The sequence below is a fragment of the Geobacillus proteiniphilus genome, assembly GCF_001908025.1.
In the GTDB taxonomy this organism is placed as follows: Bacteria; Bacillota; Bacilli; order Bacillales; family Anoxybacillaceae; genus Geobacillus; species Geobacillus proteiniphilus.
The window spans coordinates 30,384-45,889 of the sequence record NZ_MQMG01000015.1; the positions used below are offsets into that span (position 1 = coordinate 30,384).

Annotated in this window: 17 protein-coding genes and 1 pseudogene; 13 read left to right on the forward strand and 5 right to left on the reverse strand. The window is 51.9% G+C overall.

What is annotated here, in order from left to right; all coding sequences use genetic code 11:
- Window positions 1–50: 50 nt before the first annotated feature.
- Window positions 51–920: a metallophosphoesterase gene (locus tag BRO54_RS07020; protein WP_074043540.1), complete on the reverse strand. Its 870-nt coding sequence runs from the start codon at window positions 918–920 to the stop codon at window positions 51–53.
- A gap of 181 nt (window positions 921–1,101) precedes the next feature.
- On the opposite strand from BRO54_RS07020, the pseudogene BRO54_RS07025 reads away from it, so the two are divergent.
- The 10 genes and pseudogenes from BRO54_RS07025 to BRO54_RS07070 all read left to right on the forward strand — a co-directional run bounded on the left by BRO54_RS07025 (window position 1,102) and on the right by BRO54_RS07070 (window position 9,034).
- Window positions 1,102–2,152: pseudogene (locus BRO54_RS07025) on the forward strand (RNA-guided endonuclease InsQ/TnpB family protein).
- Window positions 2,153–2,361: 209 nt separating this feature from the next.
- Window positions 2,362–3,129 (forward strand): 2,4-dienoyl-CoA reductase, encoded by a 768-nt coding sequence (gene fadH / locus BRO54_RS07030; protein ID WP_074043541.1) that lies wholly within the window; start codon window positions 2,362–2,364, stop codon window positions 3,127–3,129.
- Window positions 3,130–3,343: 214 nt separating this feature from the next.
- On the forward strand, window positions 3,344–4,561 hold the full coding sequence (locus tag BRO54_RS07035) for an EAL domain-containing protein (RefSeq protein WP_074043542.1): 1,218 nt from the start codon (window positions 3,344–3,346) through the stop codon (window positions 4,559–4,561).
- Window positions 4,562–4,609: 48 nt separating this feature from the next.
- Window positions 4,610–4,843, forward strand: coding sequence for a hypothetical protein (locus BRO54_RS07040; protein ID WP_074043543.1), 234 nt, complete (start codon window positions 4,610–4,612; stop codon window positions 4,841–4,843).
- A gap of 201 nt (window positions 4,844–5,044) precedes the next feature.
- Window positions 5,045–5,242: an antirepressor AbbA gene (gene abbA, locus BRO54_RS07045; protein ID WP_074043544.1), complete on the forward strand. Its 198-nt coding sequence runs from the start codon at window positions 5,045–5,047 to the stop codon at window positions 5,240–5,242.
- Window positions 5,243–5,344: 102 nt separating this feature from the next.
- Window positions 5,345–5,818 (forward strand): cyclic-di-AMP-binding protein CbpB, encoded by a 474-nt coding sequence (cbpB, locus tag BRO54_RS07050; RefSeq protein WP_074043545.1) that lies wholly within the window; start codon window positions 5,345–5,347, stop codon window positions 5,816–5,818.
- Window positions 5,819–6,013: 195 nt separating this feature from the next.
- Window positions 6,014–6,724: a 2,3,4,5-tetrahydropyridine-2,6-dicarboxylate N-acetyltransferase gene (gene dapD, locus BRO54_RS07055; RefSeq protein ID WP_011230549.1), complete on the forward strand. Its 711-nt coding sequence runs from the start codon at window positions 6,014–6,016 to the stop codon at window positions 6,722–6,724.
- Between the two features lie 59 nt (window positions 6,725–6,783).
- On the forward strand, window positions 6,784–7,920 hold the full coding sequence (locus BRO54_RS07060) for an N-acetyldiaminopimelate deacetylase (protein WP_074043546.1): 1,137 nt from the start codon (window positions 6,784–6,786) through the stop codon (window positions 7,918–7,920).
- Between the two features lie 45 nt (window positions 7,921–7,965).
- The gene (locus BRO54_RS07065) at window positions 7,966–8,208 is read left to right on the forward strand and encodes a YkuS family protein (protein WP_074043547.1); all 243 of its coding nucleotides are present in this window, start codon (window positions 7,966–7,968) and stop codon (window positions 8,206–8,208) included.
- A 163-nt stretch (window positions 8,209–8,371) separates the two neighbouring features.
- Complete coding sequence (locus BRO54_RS07070; protein WP_013145901.1) at window positions 8,372–9,034, forward strand: potassium channel family protein; 663 nt, start codon at window positions 8,372–8,374, stop codon at window positions 9,032–9,034.
- A 71-nt stretch (window positions 9,035–9,105) separates the two neighbouring features.
- On the opposite strand, the gene rnjA is transcribed toward BRO54_RS07070, so the two are convergent.
- The 3 genes from rnjA to BRO54_RS20800 all read right to left on the reverse strand — a co-directional run bounded on the left by rnjA (window position 9,106) and on the right by BRO54_RS20800 (window position 11,266).
- Window positions 9,106–10,773 (reverse strand): ribonuclease J1, encoded by a 1,668-nt coding sequence (rnjA, locus tag BRO54_RS07075; protein ID WP_011230553.1) that lies wholly within the window; start codon window positions 10,771–10,773, stop codon window positions 9,106–9,108.
- A complete protein-coding gene (locus tag BRO54_RS07080; RefSeq protein WP_013145900.1) occupies window positions 10,770–10,985 on the reverse strand; it encodes a DNA-dependent RNA polymerase subunit epsilon in 216 nt (71 codons plus the stop codon). Before BRO54_RS07080 ends, rnjA begins: the two co-directional genes overlap by 4 nt.
- Before the next feature lie 146 nt (window positions 10,986–11,131).
- A complete protein-coding gene (locus tag BRO54_RS20800; protein ID WP_014195339.1) occupies window positions 11,132–11,266 on the reverse strand; it encodes a hypothetical protein in 135 nt (44 codons plus the stop codon).
- A gap of 176 nt (window positions 11,267–11,442) precedes the next feature.
- On the opposite strand from BRO54_RS20800, the gene BRO54_RS07085 reads away from it, so the two are divergent.
- Window positions 11,443–12,225, forward strand: coding sequence for a Cof-type HAD-IIB family hydrolase (locus tag BRO54_RS07085; protein WP_079936277.1), 783 nt, complete (start codon window positions 11,443–11,445; stop codon window positions 12,223–12,225).
- A gap of 53 nt (window positions 12,226–12,278) precedes the next feature.
- Here the strand turns inward: BRO54_RS07085 and def are convergent, their stop codons facing one another.
- Complete coding sequence (gene def, locus BRO54_RS07090; protein ID WP_074043549.1) at window positions 12,279–12,833, reverse strand: peptide deformylase; 555 nt, start codon at window positions 12,831–12,833, stop codon at window positions 12,279–12,281.
- 527 nt (window positions 12,834–13,360) lie between these two features.
- Here def and pdhA point away from each other — a divergent pair.
- Both pdhA and pdhB read left to right on the forward strand, forming a co-directional pair.
- Entirely contained in the window at window positions 13,361–14,470 is a 1,110-nt protein-coding gene (gene pdhA / locus BRO54_RS07095; RefSeq protein ID WP_074043550.1) for a pyruvate dehydrogenase (acetyl-transferring) E1 component subunit alpha, read from the forward strand.
- Window positions 14,471–14,473: 3 nt separating this feature from the next.
- Complete coding sequence (gene pdhB / locus BRO54_RS07100; protein WP_011230559.1) at window positions 14,474–15,451, forward strand: pyruvate dehydrogenase complex E1 component subunit beta; 978 nt, start codon at window positions 14,474–14,476, stop codon at window positions 15,449–15,451.
- The last annotated feature ends 55 nt before the right edge of the window (window positions 15,452–15,506 follow it).

Sequence of the window (15,506 nt, forward strand, 5' to 3'; positions counted from 1 at the left end):
ACATAGAAAGATCACATAGGAAGCGGCATTGTTGCTAGTTTGTCCCGCTTCTAACTAGGAGCAAGCGAAAAAACGGTCAACTCCGGCGGGGCGAAGAAGCGAAGCGGCACCCGCGTCGTGCCAAGACCGCGGTTGACGTACAACAAGAGCCCGCCGACGTGGTAAAACCCTTCATAATATCGCTCAGACAGCGGCGGCGTGATGAGCGGCCCGATAAACGGCAACTGAATTTGCCCGCCGTGGCTATGGCCAGACAACTGAACGTGAATAGGGAAGCGGCGCGCCTCAATGGCACCGTCCGGCTCATGAACGAGGGCGATCGTATATGTCGCCGGCGGAATGCCGTTCGTCATTTTCGACCAGTCCGGTTGCCCGAGCATCATATCGTCGCTGCCGGCGATAGCGATCGCGTCATGGCCGCGTCGGACGAGGGTATGCTCATTGATGAGAACGCGGAAACCGGCTCGTTCCATCAATCGATGGTAAATATCTGTTCCGTAGCCGCCGTGATCATGGTTTCCGTAAATGCAAAATTTTCCGAGAGGAGCGCGGACGCCAGCCAACGCCTCAGCGACCGCGTCGATGTGCGGATACCGGTTCGCCTCATGGAGCAGATCGCCTGTGAATACGACGAGATCGGGCCCGAGTTCGTTGATGCGGCCGATGCTGCGGTAAAAGCGTTCCAAGCCGTAATAATGGCCGAGATGGATGTCACTGAACTGCAACAGCTTGACGCCGGCAAACGACTTTGGGATCAGAGGATGCGACAGCGTATGGTGCGTCACGGTCAGCTCGGCCGGCTCAATCCAGCGGGCGTAGCCAAAGGCGGCTGCCGTCGCCAGCGCTGCGCTGAAACTTGTGCGCGTCAGCTTTTTCAAAAAGGCGCGCCGGCTTAGTTTGGTTGTTTCGATATGGTGCATCGTTTCGCCGTCCTTTCACAAGCAGCTTTATTATAACGAAAAGAGAGGGAAAAGGACAATAGGAGGACTAAGATGTTCGAATATTCCACTATTTTATAGAAATGCGAGCGAGAAAACCCACTTCTTTCGAGGTGAGAGGAAAGCGAGCATAATGGTATAATAAACATGAGGAGGTGAAAGGATGCCCACCATCACCTTGAAATTGGAGCTTCACAAGCCGACCAAAGCCAAACAAGAGATGTATGAACGGATGACCAACATCAACACCCAATTTGCGAATTGGCTCTTGAATCATCCTGAATTAAACAAAGCAACCAGCAAGATTTTTAGAGAATTTTCATCACAATGGTTTCCGTCTGCAATTGCCTGTCAAACCATTCGAGATGTGAAGTCTCAAAAGAAACATCAGAAGGCAAAGCAATTTCGAAAACGATGGTGTTGCTTTAACAATCAAAATTGGAAAGTCGAACGAAAGGGAGATTTTTACACCATTTCATTTCCGACATTAGAGAAGCGAATTGGCGTGCCTGTGGTCACGCGTCCCTATCAAGAAGCATGGCTGAATCGGCTGCTCAATGGAACAGCCAAACAAGGGACAGCCAAGCTCTACAAGAAGAAAACGAAATGGTACTTCGCCATCACCATCACGTTTGAAGTGGAACAACGAAACGAACGTGATGGGCGTTGACCTAGGGCTGCGATATATCGCCGTTGCTAGCGTTGGAACGAAATCGTTGTTTTTCAAAGGGAATCCATGTGCCTTCATTCGCAGACGATATGCGGCTCTGCGGCGAGAATTGGGCAAAGCCAAGAAGCTTCATATGATTCGCAAAATCGGCCATAAAGAGTCCCGCTGGATGAAGGATGTGAACCATAAAATCAGCCGTCAAATCGTCAACTTTGCCCTCGTCAACGGTGTTGGCGTGATTCGGATGGAAGATTTGACGGGGATTCGGAAACGGGCAACTTCCGCAAAAGAAGCAGGACGAAGCCTTCATTCCTGGGCGTTTCATCAGCTGCAAACGATGATCGCCTATAAAGCCGAAATGGCAGGCATTAAAGTGGAGTGGGTGAATCCGACCTACACGAGCCAAACGTGTAAATGTGGGCATCGGGAAAAGGAAAATCGCAATGGCATCCACTTTCAGTGTAAAAAATGCGGATACACCATCCACGCCGACTTAAATGGGGCGATCAACATCGCCAAAGCGATTTCAGGCTTGAGCGCCTAACCTAGCGCACTGGTCACAGGTGCGCCGCCCATTCGGGTACCTATCTAACCGGATGGGATGGGCTGATGACACAGCCCCGAACTTGGGCGTGGTCCGAACTCGAAAGGGATGAGGACGCGAACGACCCAAGAATCCCACGGCTTTAGCCGTGTGGAGTGTCAAGATATGATAGAAATGAATGAGTAATCAGTCATAGGGAGGAGAAATGGATGAACGGAAAAGTAATCATTGTGACGGGCGGGTCGAGCGGAATGGGGAAATATATGGCGAAGCGGTTTGTCGCTGAGGGGGCCAACGTCGTCATTACGGGAAGGCGGGCGGAGGCGCTCGAAGAGGCCAAGCGGGAAATCGCTACGCCGGATGGGGGACAAGTGCTTACGGTTCCGATGGATGTGCGCAACCCGGAACAAGTGGCGCACATGGTGGAGCGGGCTGATGAGGAGTTTGGCCGCATCGATGCCCTCATCAACAATGCGGCGGGCAATTTCATTTGCCCGGCGGAAAAGTTGTCGATCAACGGCTGGAACAGCGTCATTAACATCGTTTTAAACGGCACGTTTTACTGCAGCCGGGAAGTCGGCAACTATTGGATTCAGCGCGGCTTGAAAGGAACGATCATCAACATCGTTGCGACATACGCCTGGCATGCCGGCGCCGGGGTCATTCATTCAGCGAGCGCCAAGGCTGGAGTGCTGGCGATGACGCGCACGCTTGCCGTGGAATGGGGGAAAAAGTACGGCTTCCGCGTCAACGCCATCGCCCCGGGTCCGATCGAGCGGACAGGCGGGGCGGAACGTCTTTGGGAGTCGGAAGAGGCAGAGCGGATGACGATCGAGAGCGTGCCGCTTGGGCGGCTCGGAACGCCGGAAGAAATCGCGGCGGTCGCTTCGTTTTTGCTTTCCGATGAAGCCGCTTACATTAACGGCGCTTGCATCACAGTCGACGGCGGCCAATGGCTGAACCGGCGGCCGTTTTAATCAAATTTGCCGTAAAGCAAGATGGTCCTCACCCAAAAGGGATTGCAGGCGGTATTTCTTCATTTATCGCGGGCAACCGGCTCATTGCACGTAACGGCTTTTGTCACAAGCGGATTCCCTGCTGTCAGGGGAGCCGCTTTTTTTGCGTCGGGAACGATGAGGCAATTATGCTATAATAAGGGCAAAGATGGTCGATGGGAATGAGGTGAGCACGATGGATGCATTAGACGTTATGGCCAACTTGCCGCAAGTGATTCCGCACTATCAACCGATTTTCAGCGCCGATGAGCATGGGGTCGTCGGCTATGAAGTGCTCGGTCGGTTTCAAACGGAAACAGGACCGGTCAGCCTTGGATCGTTTTTTCATGATGAAACCATTCCAGAAGAATTTCGCATCGAAGTGGATGATGTGATCACGAAAAAGGCGCTCGACTATTTTCTGTCACTCGCTGATCAAACGCTGCTCATTTTTTTAAACCGCGACGCCAACTTGCTCATGCTTGACCGCGGCGAATCGTTTTTGCAGCTGCTTCTCTCCTATGAAGCGAAAGGGTTGGCGCCAAGCCGCATCGTTTTGGAAATCAACGAGCAGCATTTCAAGGGAGACGTCGATCAGCTCAGCCATTTATTGACGTATCTTCGTACATACGGCGTTAAAGTGGCGGTCGACAACATCGCCGAACATAGCATTCATCTTGAGCGAATCGGCGTCTTGTCGCCTGACATTTTAAAAATCGATTTGCGTGAATTGCGGAAAACGTCCGTTCATCAAGCATACCAGGAAATCGTTCACTCGATTTCGCTGTTGGCGCGCAAAATCGGAGCGACGCTCCTGTATGAGGACATCGAAACGTCATTTCAGCTTCAGTATGCTTGGCGGCATGGCGGCCGCTATTATCAAGGGTATTATTTGGCCAAGCCGGCGCCAGAGGTTGTGCCGCGCGATTTGTTGAAAGACTTGCTCCGCCAAGAGTGCCATCGCTTCATCCAGCAGGAAAAGAAAAAGCTTGAAACGCTGTATCAAATTGCTGAGCAGTTTCAGCAGCGGATCAGCGCGCTGCTTGGCAAATACAAAAAAGCCGCCGATTTTAACGAGCTCATTTCCCTATTGGCCGGCGAGCTCGACGACGTTTGCTTCCGCATTTATGTTTGTGATGAGGACGGCTTCCAGCAGTCGGGCAATATGTTCAAGCGCGGCGGCCGGTGGGAGCTTGAGCCGCAATATTATATGAAAAACTGGAGCTGGCGCCCGTATTTTTTGGAAAACATCATTCGCATGCGCTCGCGCCGAAGAGGGATTTTGTCCGATTTATACACGGACATTGAAACAGGGGAAACGATCCGGACGTATTCGTATCCGATCGATGAGCGCCATTACTTGTTTATCGACTTGTCGTACAGCTATTTGTTTGAGCATGATGCTCATTATTGATCGTATAAAATCGCCTCATTGCGGAAAAGTAAGCATGAGGTGAAACGTATGGCACAGCTGACTTTCGTATTATCTGTCCTTTCTGTATTGATTGCGGTCATTGGATTCGTTTATACGGTCCGACTCGGCCGCCAGCAGCGATGGCAAGGAGAGCTTGACGGACCGATCCCGAAAGCAGTTGAGGAGCATGCCTATTTGCGCAACCCGATATTGCTTGCGTATGTGCTCGCCGTCTTGCTTGCTGTGTTTGCCATCGGTTATTTGGCGCTTCGATATTATTGAACGGAAGGTGTCCCAACAGAGGCGGGACACCTTTTTTGATGGCCGCCATGCACAAAATATCACGCATCTGTCTGCTTTAAGGAGAGAAAGCCGTTTTTTCGCTTCATTTTTTGATCGTTTGGAAATGACGGTTTTTTCCACGACTTTTTTCCTTTGCCGGCGAATATATATGAAAGCGGAAAGGGCAAAGGGGGAATGGAGATGGCGAAGCGGCTGCCGCCAAGGCTGTCGGGCGAGGAGGCGGCGTTATTGCTTGACGTTTTGTTCAGCCAGCAATATGCACTCGAGCTCATCCGCTCTGAGCTGGCGGATATCGAAAACGGAGACAAGGCGGTCGATGAACGCCGGTATCGGCAGCTGTTGCGTTTATACGACCGCCTGTTGACAGAGGAAGGATAAAAGTCATTGTGCACTATCGCTATCGCAGGAAGCGATAGTCTTTTTTATGGTATGATAACAGTGTGGAGAGGAGAAGATGCAGAAGAAAGGCGGAACATCGGCATGACATGGGAACACAATGAATTCATGCAAATGACTGTGAAGCCCTTTCTGATTCCGGCGGATAAAGTGGCGCATGTGCAGCCGGGAAATTATTTGGATCATGCGCTGCTCGTCCTTACGAAAACCGGCTATTCGGCGATTCCGGTATTGGACACATCTTATAAGCTTCACGGGCTCATCAGCATGACGATGATGATGGATGCGATTTTAGGATTGGAGCGCATCGAATTTGAACGGCTCGAGACGATGAAGGTCGAAGAAGTGATGAACCGAAACATTCCGCGCCTGCGGCTTGACGACAGCCTGATGAAGGCCATCGGGCTGATTGTCAACCATCCGTTCGTGTGTGTGGAAAATGATGACGGCTATTTTGCGGGCATTTTCACTCGACGGGAAATACTGAAGCAACTGAATAAACAGCTGCGGAAGCCTAATGGCGGCCGGAAATCAGGCCGAAAAGAAGCTGAACAATGAGCAGAAAGGTAATCGTATGCAATAACAAGCGCAGCTGGCTTTGGTTGATCAGTTCGGAAGCAGCATGGCAACTTCCGCAAGTACAAGCCTTCGAGAAGGTGCTGCAAAATTTTGTTCGATGAATTTATGCTTGTCACGATGATCTCTGTTTTGCTAAAGTAAAAAAGAATACAGGTGTAAAGGAGGATATCGCCCATGAAGATGATGGACGCCAATGAAATCATTTCGTTTATTCAAAACAGCAAAAAATCGACACCAGTCAAAGTATACATAAAAGGGGATCTCGAAGGCATCGATTTCGGCTCAAGCGCGAAAACGTTTATTACCGGCAACGTCGGCGTCGTGTTTGGCGAATGGCAAGACATTCAAGCAGCAATCGAAGCGAATCAAGACAAAATCGAGGACTATGTCGTCGAGAACGACCGCCGCAACTCGGCCATTCCGCTCTTGGATTTGAAAGGCATCAAGGCGCGCATCGAGCCGGGCGCCATCATCCGCGACCATGTCGAAATCGGCGACAACGCCGTCATTATGATGGGAGCGGTCATCAATATCGGCGCCGTCGTCGGCGAAGGAACGATGATCGACATGAACGCGGTGCTCGGCGGCCGGGCGACGGTCGGGAAAAACTGCCATATCGGCGCCGGCGCGGTGTTGGCAGGCGTGATCGAGCCGCCATCAGCCAAGCCGGTCGTCATTGAAGACGATGTGCTCGTCGGGGCGAACGCCGTCATTTTAGAAGGCGTCACCGTGGGCAAAGGAGCGGTTGTGGCTGCCGGCGCGGTTGTCGTGGAAGACGTGCCGCCGTATACGGTTGTCGCCGGCGTGCCGGCGCGCGTCATTAAGCAGATCGACGAGCAAACGCGGGCGAAAACGGAGATTAAACAGGAGCTTCGCCAATTATAATCACAACAAAGGCTGTCCCTTCACACGAGGACAGCTTTTTTGCCCATGGAGGAGAGAGGATGGAAACGATCAGTCCGTTTGTCGCCATTCGCCGCGACTTGCATCAAATCCCGGAGCTTGGGTTTCAGGAGTTTAAGACGCAGCAATATTTGCTTCGCTATATCCAGTCCCTGCCGCAAGAGCGGCTTCAAGTCCGGACGTGGAAAACAGGGATTTTTGTCAAAGTCAACGGAACATCGCCGCGCAAAACGATCGGCTACCGCGCCGATATGGACGGGCTGCCGATTCGTGAGGAGACCGGTTTGCCGTATCGGTCGAAACATGAAGGGCACATGCACGCGTGCGGCCACGATGTGCATATGAGCATCGCTCTTGGCGTGCTCACCCATTTTGCTCATCATCCATTGAAAGACGATTTGCTGTTTGTGTTCCAGCCGGCCGAGGAAGGACCGGGCGGAGCAAAGCCAATGTTAGAAAGCGACATCATGCGGGAATGGAAGCCGGATATGATCGTCGCCTTGCATATTGCGCCGGAATATCCAGTCGGTACGATTGCAACGAAAGAAGGGTTGCTGTTTGCCAATACGTCGGAGCTGTTTATTGATTTGAAGGGAAGAGGTGGCCACGCGGCGTTTCCGCATTTAGCGAATGACATGGTCGTCGCCGCCTGCGCATTGGTGACGCAACTGCAGTCGATCGTCGCCCGCAACGTCGATCCGCTTGACAGCGCGGTCATTACGATCGGGAAAATTGTCGGTGGGACGGTACAGAACGTCATTGCGGAGCACGCCCGGCTCGAAGGAACGATTCGGACGCTGTCGACTGCAGCGATGCAGAAGGTGAAGCGGCGGATTGAAGCGATCGTGCATGGCATTGAAGTCGCGTACGAATGTGAAGCATCCATCGATTACGGTGCCATGTACCATGAAGTGTACAACGATCCGGAGCTGACAGCGGAATTTATGAAGTTTGCCGAGACGCACGGCGGCGTGAACGTCATTCGTTGCAAAGAGGCGATGACCGGCGAAGATTTCGGCTATATGCTGGCGGACATCCCGGGTTTTATGTTTTGGCTTGGTGTCGCCTCGCCCTATGGGCTGCATCATGCGAAGCTGGCCCCGGATGAAGCGGCGATCGACCGCGCGATCGCTTTTTTGATCGACTATTTTTCCTGGAAGGGGAATTCGAAAGTATAGTTCCACCTCTGACAAGGCACATTATGTGTGAGGAGGTGGAGTGTGATGGCGAAAATCGGTGTCGAGCCATCGCTGACTGATGTGCAAGAGGCATTGAGAGAAAGAGGGTATAATGTTGTGCCGCTCCGCGGGGAGCAAGACGCAAGAGGCTGCGACTGCTGCGTCATTACCGGCCTGGACGCCAATATCGCCGGCATTCACAACATCGTGACGTCCGGTCCGGTCATTGAAGCGAGCGGGCTCACCGCAGAAGAGATTTGCCAAAAAGTCGAAGAAAAACTCCGCTGATGATCGAACGTTCGGGCTGTGCGCGCTGGCAGCCCGTTTTTTTTTGCGGAATCACATGGTGCAAAGGATGGTGGAAAAGGAGCGAAGATCGTTTTCGTTCCTTTTTCTTTTTTGCTAAAATAAGAGGAAGAAACAATGCTTGATCAACGATGGAGGAGTGTCAATGAAAAAGAAACAGTTTGCCGTCATCGGCCTCGGGCGCTTTGGCGGCAGCATCTGCCGCACGCTGAGCGAACAAGGGATGGAAGTATTGGCCATCGATATTGACGAAGACCGAGTGAATGAATTTGCCTCGATCGCTTCGCACGCCGTCGTCGGCGATACGACCGATGAAAACGTGCTGAAAAGTTTAGGCATCCGCAACTTCGACCATGTCATCGTCGCGATCGGGGACAACATCCAGGCGAGCATTTTGACGACGCTTATTTTAAAAGAGCTCGGCGTCAACCATATTACGGTCAAGGCGACAAACGATTACCATGAGAAAGTGCTGAAAAAAATCGGCGCTGACCAAATCGTGCACCCAGAGCGCGACATGGGCGAGCGGATCGCCCACAATTTGATTTCCAACAACGTCCTAGATTATCTGGAGCTGTCGGACAAATACAGCATTGTTGAAATCGTGGCAAGCGAGCGGCTTGACGGCCATTCGCTTTTGGAGCTTGACATCCGCGCCCGCTACGGCATCAACATCGTCGCCATCAAGCGTGGAGCAAGCGTCATCGTCTCCCCCCTCGCTTCGGAAATCATCCGCAAAGGCGATGTGTTGGTTGTCATCGGCGCTGACAGCGACATTGACCGGTTTGAGGAAAAAGTGGTCGGTTGACGGCGGGCAGGCGGCCTGTGCATGATGATAAAGGAAAAAGGGCATCCTTTTGCAAGGACGCCCTTTTTTCTTTAGATTTCCATGATGATCGGCAAAATCATTGGCCGCCGTTTCGTCCGCTCGTACAAGAACGGAGCGAGCGTTTCCGTAATTTCGTTTTTGATTTCCGACCATTGATTCGTTTTTCGTTCCAGCACTTTTTCGAGATGCTTGGAGATCAACACTTGCGCTTCGCTGATTAAGTCACCTGACTCGCGCATATAGACGAAGCCGCGAGAAATAATGTCCGGGCCGGCGGCGATTTTGAACTCTTTCATGTTGATGCTGACGACGACAATCACGAGCCCTTCTTCGGACAAAATGCGGCGGTCGCGCAAGACGATGTTGCCGATGTCGCCGACGCCGCTGCCGTCGATGTAGACGGAGCCGGACGGGATCTTACCGACAATGCGCGCTTCTTTGTCGCTGATGCCAAGCACTTCGCCGTTGTCCATAATAAAGCAGTTTTCCTCCGGCACGCCGCAGTCGATGGCGAGCTTGGCATGCATTTTTTGCATTCGGTATTCGCCGTGGATCGGCATGAAATATTTCGGCTTCATCAGCCGGATCATCAATTTTTGCTCTTCCTGCCCGCCGTGGCCGGACGTATGGATGTCGTTGAGCGGACCATGGATCACCTCAGCGCCGGCTCGGTACAGCATGTTAATCGTCCGGTTGACGCTTACCGTGTTGCCCGGAATCGGTGACGAGGAAAAGACAACCGTATCGCCCGGGATGATTTGAATTTGCCGATGCGTGCCGTTCGCGATGCGCGACAAGGCGGCCATCGGCTCGCCTTGGCTGCCGGTGCATAAAATTGTCACCCGGTTGGCCGGCAGGCGGTTGATTTCGTTCGCGTCGACGAACGTGCCTTTCGGACATTTGATATAGCCGAGGTCTTGTCCGATCTCAATCGCCGCTTCCATGCTCCGGCCGAAGACAGCGATTTTTCGGTTGTTGGCGACGGCTGCTTCCGTCACCTGTTGGAGACGGTGGATGTTTGAGGCGAACGTGGCGAAAATGATGCGACCTTCCACCTTGCGGAAAATGTCGTGAATGCTCTCGCCGACGCGCCGCTCCGACATCGTAAAATGCGGGATCTCGCTGTTCGTGCTGTCCGATAGCAGGCAAAGCACGCCTTCTTTCCCGATTTCGGCCATTTTCGTCAAATTGGCCGGCTCGCCGACCGGCGTAAAGTCGAATTTAAAATCTCCAGTGTGAACGATTTGCCCGACTGGCGTTTTCACAACAATACCGTAGCTGTCCGGAATGCTGTGCGTTGTCCGGAAAAAGGTGACGGCCGTTTTTTGGAAGCGGATGACATCGTCTTCGCGAATTTCAATGAGCTTTGCCTGGCGCAACAGCCCGTGCTCTTCAAGTTTATTGCGAATAAGCCCAAGCGCCAATTTGCCGCCATAAATCGGGATGTTCACCTGCCGGAGCAAATACGGAATGCCGCCGATATGGTCTTCGTGCCCGTGGGTGATGAACAGTCCTTTTACTTTGTCTGCGTGCTTCACTAAATAGGAGTAGTCTGGAATGACGTAGTCGATCCCGAGCAGCTCATCTTCCGGGAACTTAATGCCCGCGTCAATGACAATGATTTCGTCTTGGAATTGTACGCCGTATGTATTTTTTCCGATTTCACCCAGTCCGCCGAGGGCAAAAACGCCAACTTGCTGGTCTGTCAACAGCTTCATGATGAAATCTCCAATACTTGAAAGTTCGGGCTTTTCTTTTCGTATTCTAGATGCGCTCCCTCTAACGGCTGAATATACTCAATATTGATCGGACGGCCTTCGAGTTTTCGGCGTACATCCCGCTCTGATTCTGCTTCGATGTAGAGTGTTTTCGTTTTTTCTCTCACGGGCACCTCGTCTGCGTTTTCTTGGTAAAACACTTTGAAAATCATCGTGAAATCTCTCCTTATCGTACAATGGTTGCTCTATCTATTATATAAGAATGTAACTTTCTTTTCATGTGTTTTGTTGCCAAAAGCAAAAAACAGGCGTGAGATGTGCCGACGATATGCATCATCTTTGACGAATGTTGCCCGCTTTATTCGCCAAAGTGGGAAAGAAGCCCTTCGAATGGAAGGGCTGTTGTTGTAACGGTCAGGCGATCAATTTTTTCCGGAGCAGGTCTTTCCACTGTTGAAGCAGCTTTTTTTTCAGCTTTTTCAACATGTTTCATCACTCCTTACCTTTTATTGTACTCATTTTGCGGCGAAAGTAAATGTTCTATTATATATGATATGTAGGCGGAGGTTTGTTTTTCATGGGTAAAAATGGAACAGATCGTGCCTCTTGGTTGACATTCCGGGTGTTTTTCAGTACGGTAAACAATGAACAACTTTTCAACAAGGGGAAGTGAACGTGGGCAGAAAAATCGTCTTTTTCGATATCGACGGCACGCTTCTTGATGAGCAAAAGCAGCTGCCGCTGTCAACGATCGAAGCGGTTCGCCGCCTGAAGCAGTCGGGCGTTTATGTCGCCATCGCCACCGGACGCGCTCCGTTTATGTTTGAGCATGTGCGCAAACAGCTTGGCATCGATTCGTTCGTCAGCTTCAACGGTCAGTACGTCGTTTTTGAAGGGAACGTGTTATACAAGCAGCCGCTCCGGCGCGAGAAAGTCAGGGCGCTGACAGAGGAAGCCCACAAAAACGGCCATCCGCTCGTCTTTATGGATGCGGAGAAAATGAGAGCGAGCATCGGCGACCATCCGCACATCCACGTCAGCATGGCGAGCCTAAAATTCGCCCACCCGCCCGTCGACCCTCTTTATTATGAGAACAAAGACATTTACCAAGCGCTTCTGTTTTGCCGCGCCGAGGAAGAAGAACCGTATGTGCGCAACTATCCCGAATTTCGCTTCGTCCGTTGGCACGACGTCTCGACCGATGTGCTGCCGGCAGGGGGCTCGAAGGCAGAAGGCATCCGCATGATGATCGAAAAGCTCGGGATCGATAAGAAGGATGTGTACGCGTTCGGCGACGGATTGAATGACATTGAAATGCTGTTGTTCGTCGGAACTGGGGTGGCGATGGGCAACGCCCATGAGGAAGTGAAGCGGGTCGCCGACTTCGTTACGAAGCCGGTCGATAAGGAAGGCATTTGGCACGGATTGAAGCAGCTGCAGCTCATCCGATAAAAAGCGGCCTCTGCCTTTTAGGCGGGGCCGCTCGCAATTTACAAGAGGACTTTTTAGCGCCCGATCGGAATCGCCCCGTCCGGCACTTGAAACGGGTCATCGGGGTTGATGCGGTCATAGAACATAATGCCGTTTAAATGGTCGATTTCATGTTGGAAGACGATGGCCGGCAACCCTTTCAAGCGCAGTGTGACTTCTTCGCCGTCGATCGTCGTCCCGGTGACGGTGATGCGGGCGTAGCGCAGCACATACCCCGGCACGTCGCGGTCAACCGACAAACAGCCTTCCCCGGTCGTTAAGTAACATTGCTGCACGGAATGGCTGACGATTTTTGGATTGAACAAGGCATAGCTGTACAGCGTCCCGTTTTCGTCGGTGACATGGACGGCGATCATCCGCTTCGAGACGTTGATTTGCGGGGCGGCAAGGCCAATGCCGGGCCGCAGGCCGTATTTAGACGCCAGCTCCGGGTCTTGGCTCATTTTCACGTAGTCAAGCAAGCTTTGCAAAATGCGCTTATCTTCCTCTGAAGGCGGCAACGGAACGGGTTCGGCGATTTTCCGCAATGTCGGATGCCCCTCTTTGATGATGTCTTTCATCGTGATCATTCGCTTCGTTCACTCCCTATGTTTGGCATCGCTGTCTATCGTTTAGTCTAACAAAATGAGCATCGATCGTAAATAAAAACACAGCTGCACGGATATATTATTCGAGTATAAGGAAAGCAATAAGACAAATTCAAGGAAACGTTTTCATTATCTTGTCAAGCCACTGTGTGTTTTATATTTTGTGAAAATATAATACAGGACTTATACAGGTAGTGAGGAATGTAATATAACAGTTTGTCGACGGAATATTAACAATTCCAATTTCAACCAAAAGGTAAAGCGAAAAACATGAGAAATCAAAGTCATTGACGGTTGGTCCAAGAACGTGTAAACTAAAACTTGCAAATAGGTATTGTACTAATTTAGTCTTGAAAAATAGTGATACAGATTTCGGCGCCTTTGTTGTTTGGCGTTGGCGCCGGCCGGCGGTCGTTTTTTTATTTCTCTTTCGTTTTGGGTACATTAATAGTATATGGATGAATGTAGCCTGATTTCCAAATTTTTAATGAAAGGCAGAGGTGAACAACATGGGTGTGAAAACCTCCCAATTTCGATTTGCGGAGCAGCTCGAGAAAGTAGCCGAGCAGTTCCCGATGTTTCAAATTTTGAATGAAGAAGGCGAAATCGTCAACGAAGAGGCGATGCCGGAGTTAAGCGATGAGCAGCTGAAAGAGCTGATGCGCCGCATGGTGTATACGCGCATCCTCGACCAGCGCTCCATTTCGTTGAACCGCCAGGGCCGCCTCGGGTTTTACGCGCCGACCGCTGGGCAAGAGGCGAGCCAAATCGCCAGCCATTTTGCGCTTGAGAAAGAAGACTTCATTTTGCCGGGATATCGCGACGTTCCGCAAATCATTTGGCACGGGCTTCCGCTCTATCAAGCGTTTTTGTTCTCGCGCGGCCACTTCCACGGAAACCAAATTCCTGAAGGCGTCAACGTCTTGCCGCCGCAAATTATCATCGGGGCTCAATACATTCAAGCGGCCGGCGTGGCGCTCGGCTTGAAAATGCGGGGCAAAAAAGCGGTGGCGATTACATATACCGGCGATGGGGGCACATCGCAAGGCGACTTTTACGAAGGGATCAACTTTGCGGGGGCGTTTAAGGCGCCGGCCATCTTTGTCGTGCAAAACAACCGCTTTGCCATCTCTACGCCAGTGGAAAAGCAAACGGTCGCCAAAACATTGGCGCAAAAAGCGGTCGCTGCCGGCATTCCGGGCATTCAAGTCGACGGCATGGATCCGCTTGCGGTCTACGCCGCGGTGAAAGCAGCCCGCGAACGCGCCATTAACGGCGAAGGGCCGACGCTCATCGAAACGCTTTGCTTCCGCTACGGCCCGCACACGATGTCCGGCGACGATCCGACGCGCTATCGTTCGAAAGAACTCGAAAACGAATGGGCGAAAAAAGACCCGCTTGTCCGCTTCCGCAAGTTTTTAGAAGCGAAAGGCTTATGGAGCGAAGAGGAAGAAAACCGCGTCATCGAGCAGGCGAAAGAGGACATCAAGGAAGCGATCAAAAAAGCGGACGAAACGCCGAAACAAAAAGTGACCGACTTAATCAGCATCATGTTCGAAGAGCTGCCGGCGAACTTAAAAGAGCAGTATGAAATTTATAAAGAGAAGGAGTCGAAGTAAGCCATGGCGCAAATGACAATGGTTCAAGCGATCACCGATGCGCTGCGCATCGAGATGAGAAACGATCCGAACGTGCTTGTGTTTGGCGAAGACGTTGGGGTCAACGGCGGCGTATTCCGGGTGACCGAAGGGTTGCAAGCTGAGTTTGGCGAAGAGCGTGTGTTTGATACGCCGCTGGCCGAATCGGGGATCGGCGGTTTGGCGATCGGCTTGGCCTTGCAAGGGTTCCGCCCGGTGCCGGAAATTCAGTTTTTCGGGTTCGTCTATGAGGCGATGGATGCGATTTGCGGACAAATGGCGCGCATCCGCTACCGCACTGGCGGCCGCTACCATGTTCCGATTACGATTCGTTCGCCGTTTGGCGGCGGCGTCCATACGCCAGAATTGCACTCAGACAGCTTAGAAGGACTCGTCGCCCAACAACCGGGCTTGAAAGTTGTCATCCCGTCGACGCCGTATGATGCGAAAGGATTGCTCATCTCGGCGATCCGCGACAACGACCCGGTTATTTTCCTTGAGCATTTGAAGCTGTACCGTTCGTTCCGACAAGAGGTGCCGGAAGGAGAGTATACAATTCCGATTGGCAAAGCAGACATTAAGCGTGAAGGGAAAGACATTACGATTATCGCGTACGGGGCCATGGTGCATGAATCGTTAAAAGCGGCGGCAGAATTAGAGAAGGAAGGCATTTCTGCCGAAGTCGTCGACTTGCGCACCGTGCAGCCGCTCGATATTGAGACGATCATTGGTTCGGTCGAAAAAACGGGCCGCGCCATCGTCGTTCAAGAAGCGCAACGGCAAGCCGGCATCGCCGCCAACGTCGTTGCTGAAATTAACGAGCGCGCGATTTTAAGCCTTGAGGCGCCGGTATTGCGCGTCGCCGCGCCGGATACCGTCTATCCGTTCGCTCAAGCAGAATCGGTGTGGCTGCCGAACTTTAAAGACGTGATCGAGACGGCGAAAAAAGTGATCAACTTCTAATGTGGACAAATCCGGGGGAGCAAAGCGCCTTCCCCCGCTCATTTTCGGCAAACGA

Coding starts and splice junctions, on each gene's coding strand:
- BRO54_RS07060 (WP_074043546.1), top strand. CDS start 6,784: ATGGAAACGATCAGTCCGTTTGTCGCCATTCGCCGCGACTTGCATCAA.
- BRO54_RS07040 (WP_074043543.1), top strand. CDS start 4,610: ATGGCACAGCTGACTTTCGTATTATCTGTCCTTTCTGTATTGATTGCG.
- dapD (WP_011230549.1), top strand. CDS start 6,014: ATGAAGATGATGGACGCCAATGAAATCATTTCGTTTATTCAAAACAGC.
- pdhA (WP_074043550.1), top strand. CDS start 13,361: ATGGGTGTGAAAACCTCCCAATTTCGATTTGCGGAGCAGCTCGAGAAA.
- cbpB (WP_074043545.1), top strand. CDS start 5,345: ATGACATGGGAACACAATGAATTCATGCAAATGACTGTGAAGCCCTTT.
- BRO54_RS07020 (WP_074043540.1), bottom strand. CDS start 920: ATGCACCATATCGAAACAACCAAACTAAGCCGGCGCGCCTTTTTGAAA.
- BRO54_RS07070 (WP_013145901.1), top strand. CDS start 8,372: ATGAAAAAGAAACAGTTTGCCGTCATCGGCCTCGGGCGCTTTGGCGGC.
- abbA (WP_074043544.1), top strand. CDS start 5,045: ATGGCGAAGCGGCTGCCGCCAAGGCTGTCGGGCGAGGAGGCGGCGTTA.
- BRO54_RS20800 (WP_014195339.1), bottom strand. CDS start 11,266: ATGAAACATGTTGAAAAAGCTGAAAAAAAAGCTGCTTCAACAGTGGAA.
- pdhB (WP_011230559.1), top strand. CDS start 14,474: ATGGCGCAAATGACAATGGTTCAAGCGATCACCGATGCGCTGCGCATC.
- BRO54_RS07035 (WP_074043542.1), top strand. CDS start 3,344: ATGGATGCATTAGACGTTATGGCCAACTTGCCGCAAGTGATTCCGCAC.
- BRO54_RS07080 (WP_013145900.1), bottom strand. CDS start 10,985: ATGATTTTCAAAGTGTTTTACCAAGAAAACGCAGACGAGGTGCCCGTG.
- fadH (WP_074043541.1), top strand. CDS start 2,362: ATGAACGGAAAAGTAATCATTGTGACGGGCGGGTCGAGCGGAATGGGG.
- def (WP_074043549.1), bottom strand. CDS start 12,833: ATGATCACGATGAAAGACATCATCAAAGAGGGGCATCCGACATTGCGG.
- rnjA (WP_011230553.1), bottom strand. CDS start 10,773: ATGAAGCTGTTGACAGACCAGCAAGTTGGCGTTTTTGCCCTCGGCGGA.
- BRO54_RS07065 (WP_074043547.1), top strand. CDS start 7,966: ATGGCGAAAATCGGTGTCGAGCCATCGCTGACTGATGTGCAAGAGGCA.